Source organism: Porphyrobacter sp. AAP82, assembly GCF_000331285.1.
Lineage (GTDB): Bacteria > Pseudomonadota > Alphaproteobacteria > Sphingomonadales > Sphingomonadaceae > Erythrobacter.
Genome location: NZ_ANFX01000010.1, coordinates 14,825 through 31,523 on the forward strand (window position 1 = coordinate 14,825; position 16,699 = coordinate 31,523).

The 16,699-nt window shown below is 66.8% G+C and carries 17 protein-coding genes and 1 tRNA gene; 12 read left to right on the forward strand and 6 right to left on the reverse strand.

Annotation, left to right across the window (positions count from 1 at the left end; genetic code table 11):
* Window positions 1–127: 127 nt before the first annotated feature.
* The 3 genes from tpiA (at window position 128) to D620_RS0102020 (ending at window position 3,243) form a co-directional block, all read left to right on the forward strand.
* Window positions 128–901 carry a triose-phosphate isomerase gene (gene tpiA, locus D620_RS0102010; RefSeq protein WP_017664110.1) on the forward strand — a complete coding sequence of 258 codons (774 nt, stop codon included), beginning with the start codon at window positions 128–130 and terminating at the stop codon, window positions 899–901.
* A gap of 189 nt (window positions 902–1,090) precedes the next feature.
* Window positions 1,091–1,462, forward strand: a complete 372-nt coding sequence (gene secG / locus D620_RS0102015; protein ID WP_026091884.1) for a preprotein translocase subunit SecG — start codon at window positions 1,091–1,093, stop codon at window positions 1,460–1,462.
* A 143-nt stretch (window positions 1,463–1,605) separates the two neighbouring features.
* Window positions 1,606–3,243: a CTP synthase gene (locus D620_RS0102020; RefSeq protein ID WP_017664112.1), complete on the forward strand. Its 1,638-nt coding sequence runs from the start codon at window positions 1,606–1,608 to the stop codon at window positions 3,241–3,243.
* 534 nt (window positions 3,244–3,777) lie between these two features.
* Here D620_RS0102020 and D620_RS0102025 read toward each other — a convergent pair.
* Entirely contained in the window at window positions 3,778–4,260 is a 483-nt protein-coding gene (locus D620_RS0102025; RefSeq protein WP_017664113.1) for an Hsp20 family protein, read from the reverse strand.
* Window positions 4,261–4,408: 148 nt separating this feature from the next.
* On the opposite strand from D620_RS0102025, the gene grxC reads away from it, so the two are divergent.
* The 4 genes from grxC to D620_RS0102045 all read left to right on the forward strand — a co-directional run bounded on the left by grxC (window position 4,409) and on the right by D620_RS0102045 (window position 6,080).
* Window positions 4,409–4,672, forward strand: coding sequence for a glutaredoxin 3 (grxC, locus tag D620_RS0102030; RefSeq protein ID WP_017664114.1), 264 nt, complete (start codon window positions 4,409–4,411; stop codon window positions 4,670–4,672).
* Window positions 4,672–5,496, forward strand: a complete 825-nt coding sequence (locus D620_RS0102035; protein WP_017664115.1) for a carbon-nitrogen hydrolase family protein — start codon at window positions 4,672–4,674, stop codon at window positions 5,494–5,496. The genes grxC and D620_RS0102035 overlap by 1 nt, the downstream gene beginning before the upstream one ends.
* Window positions 5,497–5,502: 6 nt before the next feature.
* A complete protein-coding gene (locus tag D620_RS0102040) occupies window positions 5,503–5,970 on the forward strand; it encodes a DUF1178 family protein (RefSeq protein WP_017664116.1) in 468 nt (155 codons plus the stop codon).
* Window positions 5,971–6,003: 33 nt separating this feature from the next.
* Window positions 6,004–6,080 (forward strand) — tRNA-Arg (locus D620_RS0102045).
* On the opposite strand, the gene D620_RS0102050 is transcribed toward D620_RS0102045, so the two are convergent.
* Both D620_RS0102050 and D620_RS0102055 read right to left on the reverse strand, forming a co-directional pair.
* Window positions 6,081–7,322: an MFS transporter gene (locus D620_RS0102050; protein WP_233991930.1), complete on the reverse strand. Its 1,242-nt coding sequence runs from the start codon at window positions 7,320–7,322 to the stop codon at window positions 6,081–6,083.
* A complete protein-coding gene (locus tag D620_RS0102055; RefSeq protein ID WP_017664118.1) occupies window positions 7,319–8,236 on the reverse strand; it encodes a haloalkane dehalogenase in 918 nt (305 codons plus the stop codon). Before D620_RS0102055 ends, D620_RS0102050 begins: the two co-directional genes overlap by 4 nt.
* Before the next feature lie 146 nt (window positions 8,237–8,382).
* Between D620_RS0102055 and D620_RS0102060 the strand changes: the two genes are divergently transcribed.
* From D620_RS0102060 to D620_RS0102075, 4 genes are all read left to right on the forward strand, one after another.
* The gene (locus tag D620_RS0102060) at window positions 8,383–9,564 is read left to right on the forward strand and encodes an acyl-CoA dehydrogenase family protein (RefSeq protein WP_017664119.1); all 1,182 of its coding nucleotides are present in this window, start codon (window positions 8,383–8,385) and stop codon (window positions 9,562–9,564) included.
* 126 nt (window positions 9,565–9,690) lie between these two features.
* Window positions 9,691–9,993, forward strand: a complete 303-nt coding sequence (locus tag D620_RS0102065) for an FtsB family cell division protein (protein ID WP_017664120.1) — start codon at window positions 9,691–9,693, stop codon at window positions 9,991–9,993.
* A gap of 161 nt (window positions 9,994–10,154) precedes the next feature.
* Window positions 10,155–11,222, forward strand: coding sequence for a pyruvate dehydrogenase (acetyl-transferring) E1 component subunit alpha (gene pdhA, locus D620_RS0102070; protein ID WP_017664121.1), 1,068 nt, complete (start codon window positions 10,155–10,157; stop codon window positions 11,220–11,222).
* A gap of 3 nt (window positions 11,223–11,225) precedes the next feature.
* Window positions 11,226–12,596 (forward strand): pyruvate dehydrogenase complex E1 component subunit beta, encoded by a 1,371-nt coding sequence (locus D620_RS0102075; RefSeq protein ID WP_017664122.1) that lies wholly within the window; start codon window positions 11,226–11,228, stop codon window positions 12,594–12,596.
* 27 nt (window positions 12,597–12,623) lie between these two features.
* On the opposite strand, the gene D620_RS0102080 is transcribed toward D620_RS0102075, so the two are convergent.
* From D620_RS0102080 to D620_RS0102090, 3 genes are read right to left on the reverse strand one after another with little or no spacing between them, the layout of a single operon-like run.
* Window positions 12,624–13,322, reverse strand: a complete 699-nt coding sequence (locus D620_RS0102080; RefSeq protein WP_017664123.1) for a TadE/TadG family type IV pilus assembly protein — start codon at window positions 13,320–13,322, stop codon at window positions 12,624–12,626.
* Window positions 13,319–13,936 carry a TadE/TadG family type IV pilus assembly protein gene (locus D620_RS0102085; RefSeq protein WP_017664124.1) on the reverse strand — a complete coding sequence of 206 codons (618 nt, stop codon included), beginning with the start codon at window positions 13,934–13,936 and terminating at the stop codon, window positions 13,319–13,321. Before D620_RS0102085 ends, D620_RS0102080 begins: the two co-directional genes overlap by 4 nt.
* Complete coding sequence (locus D620_RS0102090; RefSeq protein ID WP_081596500.1) at window positions 13,933–15,894, reverse strand: TadE/TadG family type IV pilus assembly protein; 1,962 nt, start codon at window positions 15,892–15,894, stop codon at window positions 13,933–13,935. Before D620_RS0102090 ends, D620_RS0102085 begins: the two co-directional genes overlap by 4 nt.
* Window positions 15,895–16,104: 210 nt before the next feature.
* Here D620_RS0102090 and D620_RS14465 point away from each other — a divergent pair.
* Window positions 16,105–16,699: hypothetical protein (locus D620_RS14465; protein WP_155799942.1), on the forward strand; the 595-nt coding region annotated here is incomplete at its 3' end.

The following is a 16,699-nucleotide window of genomic DNA, read 5'->3' on the forward strand; positions in this document are numbered from 1 at the left end:
TGTCAGAGCCTTTTGACTAGCGCGTCGTCCTCGGCTAGCGCCGCCCGTCCCGGGCCACTACAGCAATAACAGAATCGCAACAAACCGGGCCCAACCCTCTCAATTTGCAGGAAGTGCAGGACTTGTCATGACCCGCCGACCCTATATCGTCGGAAACTGGAAGATGCACGGCACCCGCGCGATGCTTTCCGAAGCGCGCGCAATCGACCGTGCCGCCCAGCGCCACATGAAGGTCGAGGTGGCGATCGCGCCGCCCTATACGCTGATCCACCCGATCCACCGCGAGGCCGAGCAGATCGCGGTCGGCGCGCAGGATTGCCACCACGAGGATGGCGGCGCGCATACCGGCGACATCTCGGGTGCGATGGTCGCCGATGCGGGGGCGAGCTTCGTCATCCTCGGCCACTCGGAACGCCGCACCGGCCATGGCGAGAGCGACGCGCTGGTGCGCGCCAAGGCGGGCGCGGCCTTTGCGGCGGGGCTCAGGGTGATCCTGTGCTGCGGAGAGAGCGCGGCAACGCGCGAATCGGGCAAGGCGGTGGCCTTCATCAAGCGGCAGCTCAAGGCATCGCTCCCGGCCGCAGACCAGCTCCCCGCCGACATCGCCGACCGGCTGACCATCGCCTACGAGCCGATCTGGGCGATCGGCACCGGAACGCCCGCCACCGCCGATGACATCGCCGAGATGCACGGTGTGATCCGCGCGCTGCTGATCGATCTGCTGGGCGCCGAACAGGGCGCGGAGGTGCGCATCCTCTACGGCGGTTCGGTCAAGCCCGATAATGCCGCGGCGATCTTTGCCGTGTCCGAAGTGGGCGGCGCGCTGGTCGGCGGGGCGAGCCTCACTGCCGACAGCTTCATGGGCATCGCGCTCGCCGCGAGCGAGCCCTTCGACGGCTAGGACGGGGCCGCTCGGTCTGGAGCAGCCCCCTTTCATACCGGCCCGTTCCAGACTGGCCCGTTCCAGACCGGCCCGTTCCAGACCGGCCCGTTCCAGACTGGCCTTGTCCAAACGGGCCGGTGCGCCTACATGGCGCGCAAGACAAGCAACCGGACGATCCGTTCGCCTTTCGCCAGAGAAGCCTTTTTCATGTCCCCGTTCATCTTCCTTACCGTGATCCAGGCCCTGGTGGCCGCCGCGCTGGTCGGCGTGGTGCTGATGCAGCGCTCCGAAGGGGGCGGGCTCGGCATCGGCTCGAGCCCGGGCGGTGCTTTCGGCGCGCGCGGGGCGGCGGACTTCCTGACCCGCACCACCAAGTGGCTGGCGGTCGCCTTCGTGACGCTCTCGATCCTGCTCGCCGCGCTCGCCGCGCGCGAAAACAGCGTGGGGACGGTGACGAGCACGCTCGATCGCAACGCGCCCGGCGCCGCTGCCCCGGCCAAGCCCGATCTGCTCGCCGATCCGGTCGTGCCGGCACCCGCGCCTGCCGCGCCTGCGCCCGCCGCGCCCGCCAAGCAGTAATCTCTCCGTCGCAATTCGATAGGCTCGCGCCCTGCGGGGCGCGCGCTTTCGTGTTGCCGCTCACCCAGCCTGTGGATGGCACCCGCGCGACGGGCGCAATTCGCTTGCCCCGAATCCCTCCTGTTGCTTAAGGCCCGAATCCCATGGCGCGGTTCATTTTCATCACCGGCGGCGTGGTCTCCTCGCTCGGCAAAGGTCTCATGGCTGCCTCGCTGGCGGCCCTCCTGCAAGCGCGCGGCTACAAGGTCCGCATCCGCAAGTTCGACCCCTACCTCAACGTCGATCCGGGCACGATGAGCCCCTACCAGCACGGCGAGGTCTACGTCACGGATGATGGCGCCGAGACCGATCTCGACCTTGGCCACTACGAACGCTTCACCGGCGTCTCGGCGAGCCAGGCCGACAACATCACAAGCGGGCGCGTCTACCGCGACATCATCGCCAAGGAGCGGCGCGGCGACTACCTCGGCGCGACGGTGCAGGTGATCCCGCATGTGACCGACGCGATCAAGGAATTCGCGCTCGCCGACCAGGGCGACAATGATTTCATCCTGTGCGAGATCGGCGGGACGGTGGGCGACATCGAATCCCTGCCCTTCATGGAAGCGATCCGCCAGTTGCGCAACGAGCTGGAGCCGTTCCAGACGGTCAGCGTCCACGTCACGCTGGTGCCCTATATCAAGGCCGCGGGCGAGCTGAAGACCAAGCCCACCCAGCACTCGGTGCGCGAGCTGGCCGCGTTGGGGATCAAGCCCGACATCCTGCTGTGCCGCGCCGAGCACCCGATCCCCGAGAGCGACCGGCGCAAGATCGCGCAGTTCTGCAACGTCCGGCCCGAGGCGGTGATCCCCGCGCTCGATGCGCCCTCGATCTACTCGGTGCCCGAGCAGTATCACGCCGAAGGCCTCGACCGCGAGGTGCTGCGCGCTTTCGGCATCAGCGATGCGCCCGAACCCGATCTTGCGGCGTGGAAGGACGTTACCGAACGCCACTTCAACCCCGAGGGCGAAGTGACCATTGCGGTGGTCGGCAAGTATGTGGGCCTGCCCGATGCCTACAAGAGCCTGAACGAGGCGCTGATCCACGGCGGCCTTGCCAACCGCGTCAAGGTCAACATCCGCTGGATCGACGCCGAGATCTTCGAGGGCGACGACGACAGCCAGATCATCGCCCAGCTGGAGCCGATGCACGGCATCCTCGTGCCCGGCGGTTTCGGCGAGCGCGGGAGCGAGGGCAAGATCGCGAGCGTGCGCTTCGCGCGCACCCGCAATGTCCCGTTCTTCGGCATCTGCCTCGGCATGCAGATGGCCTGCATCGAGGGCGCCCGCGCGGCAGGGATCGCCAATGCCTCCTCGACCGAATTCGGGCCGACCGAGGCGCCGGTGGTCGGCATCATCACCGAATGGATGAGCAAGGAAGGCATCCAGCAGCGCGAAGAGGGCGGGGACCTTGGCGGCACGATGCGGCTCGGCGCCTATCCGGCCAGGCTCAGCCCCAACAGCCATACCTCGCAGATCTATGGCGGCGCCGAGCTGATTTCGGAACGCCACCGCCACCGCTACGAGGTCAACAGCGCCTATATCGAGCCGCTCGAAAAGCAGGGCCTGATCTTTGCAGGCATGAGCCCCGATGGATTGCTGCCCGAGATCGTCGAGCGGCCGGACCATCCGTGGTTCGTGGGCGTGCAGTTCCACCCGGAGCTGAAATCGCGGCCCTTCGATCCGCACCCGCTGTTCGCCGGCTTCATCGCTGCCGCGCTGGAACAGTCGCGCCTCGTGTGAGGCCGCATTGCGATTCGCAGGCCAAGCTGCGCCCGCGAGCAGCGCGGCGGACGGGCGGATTGCCGATCCTTGCGCTGCGCTGCCTGCTTGCAGGGCCTTTCGTCAATGCGCGCCTCCAGCCCCTTCCGGGGCCCTTTCGCCGTGTGTGCGCGAGGGCCAAATCCCTTCTGCAATCCTTTGTTTCGCAAGCCTGACTTCCTGTGTCGTTTCCATACAAGTTTTGCAGATTGGCCTTGCGTAAGATTGCACTTGCGCATTAGACGCTGCACAGGTTTTCACGGTTTTCTAGGGACTCAGGCGCTACGCATTCGCAGTTGGCCTGCGGGTAAAGGCGACAACTCGATAGTAGCGCATCGCGCGGGGTTTCCGCGGCACTGGCTTGGCTGATCTTGTCCGTCGTCTGCGACCCGGACGGATAGGCTCATCCGAGGCGACGCAAGTCGCGGGGGCGGATCACAAGATCCGCCCCCCTTTGATTCCGGGCATCGGATCGCCAGATCCGCACCCCTTGATACATGGCACCGGACCGGCCGCTCAGGCCGCGCTGGCGGTGTCTTCGCCGTTGGTGGAGGTGGGCACCGCAGTCAGCGTTGCCGTTCCGCCGATCGCGATCTTGCGCGGCTTCATCGCATCGGGAACCTCGCGCACCAGATCGATGACGAGCAGGCCATCGGCCAGGTCCGCCCGTTCGACCCGCACGAAATCGGCCAGCTCGAAGCGGCGCTCGAACCCGCGGTTGGCGATGCCGACATGGACCATTTCCGAGCCGTCCTCGACCTCGTCACGCTTCTTGCCCTGCACGACCAGCAGGTTCTGCTGCGCGGTGATGTCGATATCGCCGGCGCGGAAACCCGCCACGGCCAGCGTGATGCGGTAATTGTCCTCGCCGCGGCGCGAGATGTTGAAGGGGGGGTAATTGTCGCCCGCATTGAGCCGCGCCTGGTTTTCGAGCAGGTCGAACAGGCGGTCAAAGCCCACGGTGGAGCGGCGGTAGGGGGTGAAATCGAAACGCGACATGGGCAAATCCTCTGATACGAGCAATTTGGGTCCGACGCGGGCCTGCCGGATGCAGCGCCCGCCGTGCCGCCGATCGCTTCCCGAGACTGGCGAAACGCGGCGACTATGCTTATCTGGTTTTCGCAAATCCGCTTTCAAGAGGGTCCCAATGGCCGCCCCGCAGATCGACATCTACACCAAGTTTGCCTGCCCCTTCTGCGTGCGCGCCAAGCGCCTGCTGACCGAGAAGGGCGCGGTCTTCACCGAGCATGACATCACCATGGGCGGCCCCGGACGCGACGAAATGCTCGCGCGTGCGCCGAACGCGGTGACCGTGCCGCAGATCTTCATCGGCGATACCCACGTGGGCGGGAGCGACGATCTTGCCGTGCTCGAACGCGAGGGCAAGCTCGACGCGCTGTTGGCGGGCTGATGCTTAAGGTTGCCATCTTGCAGATGACCTCGGGGGTGGACCCCGAAGCCAATTTCGCAGCCATCGCCGCTGCGACGCGCACGGCGGCGGGGGAGGGGGCTGCGATGCTGTTCACCCCCGAAATGTCGCTGCTGCTCGATCGTGACCGCGCGCGCGCTGCGCCGCAGATCGTGTCGCAGGCGACCTCGCCGTTCGTGCCGCGCTTCGCCGCGCTCGCGCAGGAGACCGGCGTGACCCTCGCGCTGGGCTCGATGGCGGTGGCCCACGAGGGAGGCAGCAAGAACGCCAACCGCGCCATGGTGTTCGCGCCGGGGGCAGGCGCGCCTGTCACCTATGACAAGATCCACATGTTCGACGTCGACCTTGCTACCGGCGAAAGCTGGCGCGAGAGCAATGCCTATGAGGCCGGGCGCGAAGTGGTGACGGTGGAGGACACGCCGGTCGGGCGGCTCGGCCTTGCGGTGTGTTACGACATGCGCTTTCCCGCGCTGTTCGGCGCGCTTGGCGAGCGGGGCTGCGATGCGATTGCCGTCGCGGCCGCCTTCACCCGTCCGACGGGCGCTGCCCATTGGCATGTGTTGCTGCGCGCCCGCGCGATCGAGGCACAGGCCTTCGTCATCGCCGCCGCCCAGGTCGGCCGGCACGAGGACGGGCGCGAGACCTATGGCCACAGCCTTGTGGTCGACCCGTGGGGCGAGGTGCTGCTCGACATGGGCGGCGAGGAGGCGGGCCTTGCCGTGTGCGACATCGACCTTGGCCGTATCGCCGCAGTGCGCGCGCAGGTGCCCGCTCTTGCCAACCGGCGGGAAATCGCCAAATCCTGACGAACGATGATCGTCTACGACCTTTCCTGCTGCGAAGGCCACCGCTTCGAAGGGTGGTTCGGCTCCTCGGGTGAGTTCGAGGACCAGCGCGCGCGCGGGCTCCTGTGCTGTCCGTCCTGCGGCACCGCGGATGTGACCAAGGCGCCGATGGCCCCGGCCGTGCAGCCCAAGGGCAACCAGCGTCAGGAGGTGCTCCCGCCCGAGGCGTCCCGGCCGATGGCCAACACCCCCATGCCGCCCGAGATGAAGCAGGCGCTGACAGCGCTCGCCAAGGCGCAGGCCGAGGCGCTCAAGAACTCGACATGGGTGGGCGACAAGTTCGCCGAGGAAACCCGCAAGATGCATTATGGCGAACGTGACGGGGCCCCGATCCACGGGCAGGCGAGCCTTGCCGAGGCCAAGGCCCTGATCGAGGAGGGCGTGCCGGTGGCACCGCTCCCGTTCCCCGTCGCGCCGCCCGAAAAGTTGAATTGAATGGTAAGCGCCGGCTGCTATGAAGCCGCTCGGGACCCCGTAGCTCAGCCGGATAGAGCACCAGATTCCTAATCTGGGGGCCGCGCGTTCGAATCGCGCCGGGGTCACCATCATTCCGCCTGCGCGCGTGTCCGCCAGCGCCGTTCGGCGTGGAGCGAGAGCGTCACCACCCCGCAGCTCATCGCCAGCAGCAGCGCACAGGTTCCGCCCCAGCCGGCGAGGTCGAACACCGCCGTGCCCGCCGCGCTGCCGATCGCCCCGCCCACGAACATCGTCACGATATAGCTGGTGGTGAGCCGGGTGCGGATTTCGGGCGCGAGGGTGAAGAGCGTCATCCGCCCCGTCACGTCGATTGTCGGGCCCACGAGATTGGTGATGAACAGCGGCACGACGATTGCGAGGATCGAGAAACCGAGGGGATAGAACAGCGCGATTCCCGCAAGCTGCACCAGCGCCGCCGCGATCCGCGCGCGGCGCGCGCCGACCCGGTCCGCCCAGCGCCCGAGCCGCGGCGTGGTGAAGACGCTCACCGCCGCGATGCCTGCAAGGTAGCCGACATCGTCGGTGCCGTAGCCCATCCCGGGCCCGGTCAGGTGGAGCGCCAGCGCCAGCCAGCTGGCGGTGAAGATCGCGAAGTTCATCCCCTGGATCGCGGCCGAGATCCGCATGTCGGGGTGCCTGGCGGCGAGGGTGAAGACCGAGGCGATCAGCGCGCCGTAATTCGCGGGCGGCTGCTTGGGGCTCGCGGCCTCGCTCTTCATGGCGACCGGCAGGAAGGCCGTGACCGCGACCATCAGCACGAGCGCGCAAGAGTAGACCGTGTGCCAGTCCGCCCGCGCGGCAATGATCCCGGCGCCCACGCGCGCGACGAGAATGCCGAAGATCACCGCCGCGGCGAGCTGCGCGGTCACGGCGCCAAGCCGCTCGGGCGCGACCCGCCGCGAGGCGAAGGCGGGGATCAGGTAGGGGGCGATGGTGAAGAAGCCGAGCAGGGTCGAGGCGGCGGTGAAAGCGGCAAAGCCGGGCGCGAGCACCATGCCGGCAAGGCACAGCGTCTGCCCGGCGACGAAGACGAGGCACAGCGTCCGGTTGCGGTAGAAGTCACCCAGCGGCAGCAGCAGCAGGATGCCGAGTGCAAGCGCCAGCTGGTTCAATGCCGGCACCAGCCCGATCTCCGCCTCGCCCACGCCGAATGCCCGCGCGACCTCGCCGATGATCGGGTGGATGTAATAGGCGTTGGCCGTCACCACCGCGATCGTGAGCGCAAGCGCGCGTTCCTGCGTGCGGGTGAGGTAGGCAGGGGCCAAAGCAGGGGGCGCAGCGGGGGCAGGCGCGGGCGCGGGGGTCGTCACGTCAGGAAGCCGGCCAGCCGAGCGGTGTCGATCACGCCTTGCGAAAGCGCCTGCGGGTGGTCTTCCTGGGCAAAATGCCCGCAGTCGCGCAGCATCGCATGGGGCTGTCCCTCGGCGCCCTTGATCCTGCCCGTGAGGCCGGGGGCGGCGCGGCCGAGCACCGGGTCATCCTCGCCGAACAGCGTGAGGAAGGGCTTGTCGAACCCGGCCAGCCCCTGCCACGCGGTGATATTGTCTGCCACGCCGTCCTTGTCGTCCTCGACCGGCACCAGCTGCGGGAAGGCGCGCGCGCCCGCCTTGCTCGCCTCGTCGGGGAAGGGGGCGTCGTAGGCGGCGACTTCGGCGCGGGAGAGTTCGCTCTGGCAGCCGCGATCCATGATCCCGCCGATCCGGAATTCGGGCGAGGAGCGCGCGAATTCGCGCCATGCGAGGAAGCCTTCGGAGGCCTTGCCGCCGCCGGTGGGCAAGAAGGTGTTGCTGGCGACCACGAAGGCGAAGCGGTCAGGCTCCTGCCCCACCAGCCTGAGGCCGAGCAGCCCGCCCCAGTCCTGGCAGAACAGCCCGGCCACTTGCGGCACCACCGCATCGCGCCATTGCCCGAGCCAGGCGGCGTGGCGGGCGTAGGTGTAGAAGCTCTGCTCGTCCGGCTTGTCGCTCTTGCCGAAACCGATGAGGTCGGGCGCGAGGCAGCGCAGGCCTGCGGCCACCAGCAGCGGGATCATCTTGCGGTAGAGGTAGGACCAGCTCGGCTCGCCGTGGAACAAGAGCACCGCCGGCGCGTCCTTCGGCCCTTCGTCGAGATAGTGCATGCGCGCAGCAAGGCCATCGCCAAGGTCGATGGTCAGCCAGTTTTCGGCGAAGGGATAGCCGGGTAGATCGGCAAAGCGGGCGGGGTCGTGGGCGATGATCTGCATGGGCCGTCTCCGTCGAGGTCTTGGTCGGTAGCATATCGAAACGCGATTGCCAGACCCCGCGTCTTGTCCGAAAGCACCCAAATTGGTGAGGTGGACTTGAGAAGCGGGAAGCGGCAAGCCACGCGCCCGCAGACAGGAGAGAATGCGTGACCACGTCCGCCCACGAGCCCGAGGAACTTGCCGAAATCCGCCGTGCGGTGCGTGCCTTGTGCGACGGCTTCCCGGGGGAATACTGGCGCGCGAAGGACGCGAGCCGCGAATATCCGGCCGAATTCGTCGACGCGCTGACCAGGGCGGGCTTCCTCGCCGCGCTGATCCCGGTCGAACACGGTGGCAGCGGTCTCAGCCTCGCGGCGGCCTGTATCATCATGGAAGAGATCCAGGCCTCGGGCTGCAACGGCTCTTCCGCCCATGCGCAGATGTACATCATGAACACGCTGCTGCGCTACGGCTCGCCCGAACAGAAGGCCGCCTACCTCCCGCGCATCGCCAGCGGGGAATTGCGGCTTCAGGCTTTCGGGGTTTCGGAGCCCACCAGCGGCACCGACACGCTGAGCCTCAAGACCCGCGCTGTCCGCGCCAAAGATACGGGGGGCGACCATTACATCATCAGCGGCCAGAAGATCTGGACCAGCCGCGCCGAATATTCCGACCTCATGCTGCTGCTGGCCCGCACCACGCCGCGCGAGGAGGCGGCCAGCAAGACCGAGGGGCTCTCGATCTTCCTCGTCGACATGCAGGCCGCGCTTGGCAACGGCATGACCGTCAAGCCGATCCGCACGATGATGAACCATTCCAGCTGCGAGGTGTTCTTCGATGATCTGCGCATCCCGGCGAGCGCGCTGGTGGGCGAGGAGGGCAAGGGCTTCCGCTACATCCTTTCGGGCATGAATGCAGAGCGCATCCTGATCGCGGCGGAATGTATCGGCGATGCCAAGTGGTTCATCGAGAAGGCGACCGGCTATGCGAAAGACCGCTCTGTCTTCGCCCGGCCGATCGGCCAGAACCAGGGCGTGCAGTTCCCGATCGCGCGCTGCTACGCCCAGATGCGCGCCGCCGAGCTGATGGTCCACCACGCCGCGCGGGTCTATGACGAGGGCGGGAACCCGGGCGAGGAGGCCAATATGGCCAAACTTCTCGCCTCCGAAGCCAGCTGGGCGGCAGCCGACATGTGCGTTCAGACCTTCGGCGGCTTCGGCTTTGCCGAAGAATACGATGTCGAGCGCAAGTTCCGCGAGGCGCGGCTGTATACCGTTGCGCCGATATCAACCAACCTCATCCTGTCCTACCTCGCCGAACACGTGCTCGGCTTGCCGCGCTCTTACTGAAACCGGCCGCAAAGCATAGGAATTCTGCGCAATACAGCGCATTCCGCTTGCGGCGCGGGGCCAATTGTGATTCTGTAACTCCAGCGCTGCACGCGGGATTGTGCGGCCCAGGGGGTTTTTCGCATCATGCGCAAGCCGGGGACGGAAAGCAGGCTCAAGCGGGTGGTGGCGCTGATCGCGCTGCTGCTGATCGCGGGCTTTGCCGTGGCCGGGCCGACCGGGCTGCTTGCATGGAGCGAAAATTCCGCCGCGCTCAAGGCCCGCAAGGCCGAAGTCGCCGAGCTCACCGCCAAGCGCGATGGCCTGCGCAACCGGGTGATGCTGCTCGATCCCGACGCTGCCGATCCCGACCTCGCCAGCGAACTTGTCCGCGACCAGCTTGGCGTGATGCGCGAGGACGAGGTCGTCATCACCCTCGAGGACGAGTGAGCGCGCGCCCCCGCGCGCGGAAAAATCCTTCTGATTTCGTATGCGCCTGCGGCTTTCCGCAACGCCTTGCCGTTGCGTCACCCCCGCTTGCCTGCCTATAGGAGGAGGCATTGGACGGCGCTTCTCCTCCCCATGAGCGCGCCAGAGTGAGGGATACTATCTTGGCCAAGAAGCCCGCAAAAGCGTCCGCCACACCTGCGGACGATGCCGATTTCATCCTCCATTCGCTTCAGGAGGCCTTCGAGGCGAAGAAGCGCTACGCCGCCAGCGAGCCCGAGATGCTCGAATTCTATCGCCAGATGCTGCTGATCCGCCGCTTCGAGGAGAAGGCGGGCCAGCTTTACGGCCTGGGCCTGATCGGCGGCTTCTGCCACCTCTATATCGGCCAGGAAGCGGTCGCGATCGGGTTGCAATCGGCGCTCGACAGTGACCGGGACAGCGTCATCACCGGCTACCGCGACCATGGCCATATGCTCGCCTACGGGATCGACCCCAGGGTGATCATGGCCGAACTCACGGGCCGCGAGGCGGGGATCTCGAAGGGCAAGGGCGGGTCGATGCACATGTTCTCGACAAGCCACAAGTTCTACGGCGGTCACGGCATCGTCGGCGCGCAGGTGGCACTGGGCGGCGGCCTCGCGCTCGCGCACCAGTACAACGCCGACGGCGGCCTGTGCCTTGCCTATTTCGGTGATGGTGCGGCCAACCAGGGCCAGGTCTACGAAACCTTCAACATGGCGGCCTTGTGGAAGCTGCCGATCGTCTTCGTGATCGAGAACAACGGCTATGCCATGGGCACCGCGGTCAAGCGCGGTTCCGCCGAGACCGAGTTCTACCGCCGCGGCACCGCGTTCCGGATTCCGGGGATGAAGGTCAACGGCATGGACGTGCTCGAAGTGCGCGCGGCTGCCGAAGTCGCCTTCGCCCATGCCCGCGCCGGCAAGGGCCCGGTGCTGATGGAGTGCAACACCTATCGCTACCGCGGCCATTCGATGTCCGATCCCGCCAAGTACCGCACCCGCGAGGAAGTGCAGGAACAGCGCGATCACCACGATCCGATCGAGGGCCTGAAGAAGACCCTGATCGAAGCCGGCAAGACCGAGGACGAATTGAAGGCCATCGACAAGGCGATCCGCGCCGATGTTGCCGCTGCCGCCGATTTCGCCGAAACCTCGCCCGAACCCGGCGCGCAGGAACTCTACACCGATGTTCTCGTGGAGGAGTATTGAGCCATGGGGATCGAACTGAAGATGCCGGCCCTCTCGCCCACCATGGAGCAGGGCACACTCGCCAAGTGGTTGAAGCAGGAAGGCGACAAGATCGCGCCCGGTGACATCATCGCCGAGATCGAAACCGACAAGGCGACGATGGAATTCGAGGCGATCGATGAAGGCGTGCTCGAGAAAATCCTCGTGCCCGCCGGGACCGAGGACGTCGCGGTCGGCGCGGTCATCGCGCTGATTGTGGGGGAAGGCGAGAGCGGGGGGGAGGCGGCCGCGCCCGCGCCTGCCGCAGCACCCGTTGCCGCGCTCGAACCCGTTGAGGCTCCTGCCGCAAAGGCCGAAAAGCCCGCCGCTGCCGCGCCGGCTGCCGATCCGGCGATCCCGGCCGGCACCCAGCTGGTCAGCACCACGGTGCGCGAAGCCCTGCGCGATGCCATGGCCGAGGAAATGCGCGCGGACCCCAGGGTCTTCGTGATGGGCGAGGAAGTCGCCGAATACCAGGGCGCCTACAAGGTGACCCAGGGCCTGCTCGCAGAGTTCGGCCCCAAGCGCGTCATCGACACGCCGATCACCGAATACGGCTTTGCCGGCATCGGTACGGGCGCGGCGATGGGGGGTCTGAGGCCGATCGTCGAGTTCATGACCTTCAACTTCGCGATGCAGGCGATCGACCACATCATCAACTCGGCCGCCAAGACCAACTACATGTCGGGCGGCCAGATGCGCTGCCCGATCGTGTTCCGCGGGCCCAATGGCGCGGCCAGCCGCGTCGGCGCGCAGCACTCGCAGAACTACGGCCCGTGGTATGCGAGCGTGCCCGGCCTGATCGTCATCGCGCCCTATGATGCGGCCGATGCCAAGGGGCTGATGAAGGCGGCGATCCGGTCCGAGGATCCGGTCGTGTTCCTCGAGAACGAGCTCGTCTACGGCCGCAGCTTCGATGTGCCCGCGCTCGATGATTACGTCCTGCCGATCGGCAAGGCGCGCGTCGTGCGCGAGGGGCGCGACGTCACCATCGTCAGCTATTCGATCGGCGTCGGCCTCGCGCTCGAGGCGGCGAACACGCTGGCGGGCGAGGGGATCGACGCCGAGGTGATCGATCTGCGCACGCTGCGCCCGCTCGACCGGCAGACGGTGCTGGAAAGCCTCGCCAAGACCAACCGCCTGATCGTTGCCGAAGAAGGCTGGCCGACCTGCTCGATCGCCAGCGAGATCGTCACGATCTGCATGGAGGAAGGGTTCGACCACCTCGACGCACCGGTTCTGCGGGTGTGCAACGAGGACGTGCCGCTGCCCTATGCGGCCAATCTCGAAAAGCTCGCGCTGATCGATGCCGCGCGCATTGCCGAGGCTGCACGCAAGGTCTGCTACGCCAAATGAAGCGGCCCGGCGCGGACCGGGCCGCGATCAGGCCCGGTCCGCCGAGTAGGTCGTGCAGGCGGCGACATGGCCGCCGGCATAGAGGCTGTTGAGATCGCGGTTGTCGCGCACGTTGAAAGCGGCGGTGTAGACGATCTGCTGGTTGTCGAAGAGGTTCATCGGCGTGACCGAACGGAAGTCGTAGGCGACCTCGACGAACATCACTGCGGTCCCGTTGGCCGCAGTGATGTAGCGACCGGGCACGCCCATGCCCGGAAAGCCCGTGCCGGTCGCGCCCTGGCCCTGGGTTCCATAGGTCGAATCATAGCGCTTCGCCCCGCGGCAGCGCTGCCACTTGATCCACTGGCCGCCATCGGCGTTGCGCTGGAGGCTGGACACGATGACCCGCCCTTGCGTGAAGATGCCGATGTTCTCACCCAGCTTCTCGGCACCGATGAAGGTCTCGTTGATATCGGATTCGAACACCTTGCGCGCCGTCAGCACGTCCTGCTCGCCCACGCGCGAGGCGTTGTCGGCGACCTGCATGGCGATCTGGCTGACCTGCATGTGGGTGATCACCAGATAGGCGGTGTCGGTGCCGAGCATGCCCATGCCGAGCACCAGCGGCGCGGCGAAGGCGAATTCGACCAGCGCCAGGCCCGATGTGTCGCGGCCGAGGCGGCGGGCAATGCGGTGTGCAAGTCGAAGGGAGGCACGCCGCAGCGTGCCGCGCGTCTGGCGGGTCATGCACAGTTCCTCACGGTTGTGGTGCGACCGGTCTGTTCGTCGAAGGGCTGGTTGCGCAGCACGGTCGATGCCTTGAGCGTCACGTTCTGCGGCAGCCCGGCGAGCCCGAACATCGCGAACATCCGCGGATAGGTGACCGTCGTCTCATAGACGACCACATCGCGCGCGCCGCCGATACCGCTTTTGCCGCGGTCCGCATCCCAGCGGCTGTTGTTGTTGGTATCCACATAGGGCTCGTTGCCGTTGCAGAGCCGGTCGGCATTCTGGTCGGTGAATTCCTCGGGCATGCGCACGTCCGAGAATTCCGAATGCGACAGCTTCTGGACCGTAATGGTCGCGCCGTTTGGCATGACCGCGCGCACCTGTTCGGCCACGGCGGTATCGATCGTGGTCTGGCGGCTGGCTGCGTTCTCGAGCGTCAGATCGCGGCCCGCTTTCTGCATCGCCCCGAAGAGCACCGAGCTTGTGTATTGGGTGTGGGCGATGTCGAACAGGCCCATGATCATCAGGATCAGGACCGGCCCGACGATGGCGAACTCGACCAGCGTCACGCCGCGGTTATCGCTACGCAGCGCGCGCAGCACGGCAAGCGAGGACCGAAAGCCGGCGATCATGACGTGAGCCTCAGTGCGGCGATCTTCTGCGCGATTTCCTGGAAGCGCGCTGTGAGGGTCGCGGTGTCGTTGGCCTGGAAGGCGCGACCGGGGGAGGCGCAGTCTCTCAGGTTCTGGGTCAGCGTGGTCCCGAAGGCCACCACCCAGATGGTGATGTTTTCCTGTTCGGCGGCATCGCAGATCGCCTGGAGGCGCGCGGCGCGGCGGTTGAACTCGGTGCTCGAATTGCCATCGCCGGTGATGCGACGGTCCCACCATTCGATCCCGTGAGTCGAATAGTTCTCGACGTTGTTGACCTGCGCACCGTCGGTCATGAAGACGATGTGGCGCGAGATCGGATCGCCATTGGGGGCGGACATGTTCTCCGCCGCGAAGATCCCGCGCGGAGTGATGAACCGCGCGCCCCACAGCATGCCGAGATCGTGATAGGTGTTGCCCCCCGCCGACAGGGCGTTGACGTAGGTCTGGAGATCGGCGCGGCTGATTTCGGAGAGCTTGCGCGCGGCGCGGGGACAGGCCCAGCCGGGACGGCTAAGGTCCGCAGTCCGGTTGAGGTAGCTCCCGGTGTTTCCGTTCGTATCCTCGCGCTTCCACACGGCGTTGATCAGTGCCGGCTTCCAGCGCTGTGCCTCGTTGGTGGGCACGAGATTGATGTTGAGGTCGAAGGCATTCGCCGGAATCGGGCTGTAGGTGCCGGTGATGACGGTCGACGGCTCCTCGATGCATCCGGTCCAGGTGACGTTGGTCATCGAGCCACTTGGTCCGAGCGGCAGATTGATCGAGTTATTGGTATAGACGTCGGCGAAGACCACCGATTCCCAGCCCGGAGGGCTCCCGGGGGGATTGGTGAAGGTGCACGGCGCCGAGATGCCGGTGATGACCGGGCAGTAGGTCCAGTTCGCAAATTGCGGCGTGACGTCGGTGGTGGTCAGGGTCCGCGTCTTGCGCACCCGTGCACGGCAGCCGGCAAGGTTGTTCGCGCTGCCGGTATTGGGCCACTGGTTGAGCACGAATTCGGTCGACGCGAAGACCTGCCAGGTCTGCTTCACGCCGCTGATCGTGGGCGTGTAGGTGGCGGGATAGTTCGTGCACACATTGCGCGCCGTGGTCCCTGACGAACCATCGGTGCGGAAGCGATACGGGTCCGTGGCGGTCGAGCCGAAGTTGGCGGTCGAGAACGGCAACCATTCGACCTGGTCGGAAATCAGGATGACGTCGCCAGCCTGGTTGTCGGGGAAGGCCGCCGGATTGAAGCGGGCAACGCGGGACTGGTACCTGTGGTTGTTCGCCATGTAGGCGCGCGGGATCGAGAAGCCGACACTGACCTGTTGCGAATAGGGCACCAGCCCGTAACGCACCTGCGCCGAGGGCGAGGTCGACGCCTCGACGGTGTCGTAGAAGCTCATCACCGCCGAGCGCAGCCCGACGATCTTCGAACCCGGTCCCGAACTGCAAGAGCTGCCATTGGGACATTCGGCCATCGAACCGGTGACGTCGAGCACGAACATGATATCGGTGTTCGAGATGTTCAGCTCGGCCGAACAGGTCGCCGAGAGCGGGAAAGTGGTGTAGCCGAAAGCGGCCATGATCGTCGACGGCAGCACCCCGCTGGCCGTGCCGGTCACGACGCCGCTGCCGTTGGAAGTGAAGCTGCGGGTGCGGTCGGTGACCCCGAAGATGCCGTCGTTGAAGTTTTGGTCGAAGAAGGCGAGGCCGATATCGCGGTGGGCGTCGGTGAAGCTGTCGTCGGTCATCGCCCGGCGCGCGGCGAGCGCACCCGCGTCACACGCTGCCTGAAGGCGCGCGGTGGCCATGTAATAGCGGCTCGCATCGATACCGCCGCCGACCATTGCCATCATGGGCACCAGCGACGCGGCGGCAATAGCGAGCGTGTTGGCGGTTTTGTCGTGCAGCAGCCTGTGCAAGAACGACGTTCTGGCCTGCATTTTTCGCCCCATCGCTTCGATGCCCTTCGCTGTTGCCCGCAAGGTTGAGATGCGGACATTCCAGATGCAGCCTCAGCCCTTAATCCACTCTGGTAAGCGGATTGCCAAAGAGCATGGTTAACAGGTTCTTGCACGCCGTCCCCGGAGCGTGCGCGGGCGCCGCGTCCCGCCCAGGGACAGTCCGCTTGCCAAACGGGCGGCCCCGCGGCTAGGCGCGGCTTCGTGACTGGCGAGACCCCCGATCCCCTGCCGCCCGAAGCCGGGCTGGCGCTGGCCTGGAGCGGGCCAAAGGTTCGCGGCCCGTTAAGCATGGCTCTTCAGCTTGATCGCAGATTGGCGCGGATTGTCGGGCGCACGCAGGAGGCGATGCTCGGCCAGATGCGCCTCGCATGGTGGCGCGAGGCGCTCGCAAAGCCAGTGGCCGAGCGCCCGCGCGGCGATGCAGTGCTGGACGGGATCGGCCTCCATTGGCAGGGACGCGAGGCACCTCTGGCGCAAATGGTTGATGGCTGGGAGGTTCTGGTTACCGCCGAAACCCTGGGGCCGGACGAGGCTGCGGCCTTCGCAGCGGCGCGCGGGGCGTTCTTCACCGCGCTTCCCGATGACCCGGTGCCCGCGATGCTGGCGGCGCGGCTCGCGGCGGCGGGTCGCTGCTGGGCGCTTGCCGATGCCGCTGCCGGCGTCTCCGATCCCGCCGAGCGCACGGTGCTGGTCGCTGCCGGGCAGGCGGTCAGCCCGCCCCCGGCGCGGCTCGGGCGCGGGCTTGGCGGGGTGGCGGTGCTCGAGGCGCTCGCGGTGCGCGCGCTGGCGCGCGGCG

Bases quoted from the DNA above. Each gene is read 5' to 3' on its own strand.
- tpiA (WP_017664110.1), top strand. From the start codon at position 128: ATGACCCGCCGACCCTATATCGTCGGAAACTGGAAGATGCACGGCACC.
- secG (WP_026091884.1), top strand. From the start codon at position 1,091: ATGTCCCCGTTCATCTTCCTTACCGTGATCCAGGCCCTGGTGGCCGCC.
- D620_RS0102020 (WP_017664112.1), top strand. From the start codon at position 1,606: ATGGCGCGGTTCATTTTCATCACCGGCGGCGTGGTCTCCTCGCTCGGC.
- D620_RS0102025 (WP_017664113.1), bottom strand. From the start codon at position 4,260: ATGTCGCGTTTCGATTTCACCCCCTACCGCCGCTCCACCGTGGGCTTT.
- grxC (WP_017664114.1), top strand. From the start codon at position 4,409: ATGGCCGCCCCGCAGATCGACATCTACACCAAGTTTGCCTGCCCCTTC.
- D620_RS0102035 (WP_017664115.1), top strand. From the start codon at position 4,672: ATGCTTAAGGTTGCCATCTTGCAGATGACCTCGGGGGTGGACCCCGAA.
- D620_RS0102040 (WP_017664116.1), top strand. From the start codon at position 5,503: ATGATCGTCTACGACCTTTCCTGCTGCGAAGGCCACCGCTTCGAAGGG.
- D620_RS0102055 (WP_017664118.1), bottom strand. From the start codon at position 8,236: ATGCAGATCATCGCCCACGACCCCGCCCGCTTTGCCGATCTACCCGGC.
- D620_RS0102065 (WP_017664120.1), top strand. From the start codon at position 9,691: ATGCGCAAGCCGGGGACGGAAAGCAGGCTCAAGCGGGTGGTGGCGCTG.
- D620_RS0102075 (WP_017664122.1), top strand. From the start codon at position 11,226: ATGGGGATCGAACTGAAGATGCCGGCCCTCTCGCCCACCATGGAGCAG.
- D620_RS0102080 (WP_017664123.1), bottom strand. From the start codon at position 13,322: ATGACCCGCCAGACGCGCGGCACGCTGCGGCGTGCCTCCCTTCGACTT.
- D620_RS0102085 (WP_017664124.1), bottom strand. From the start codon at position 13,936: ATGATCGCCGGCTTTCGGTCCTCGCTTGCCGTGCTGCGCGCGCTGCGT.
- D620_RS0102090 (WP_081596500.1), bottom strand. From the start codon at position 15,894: ATGGGGCGAAAAATGCAGGCCAGAACGTCGTTCTTGCACAGGCTGCTG.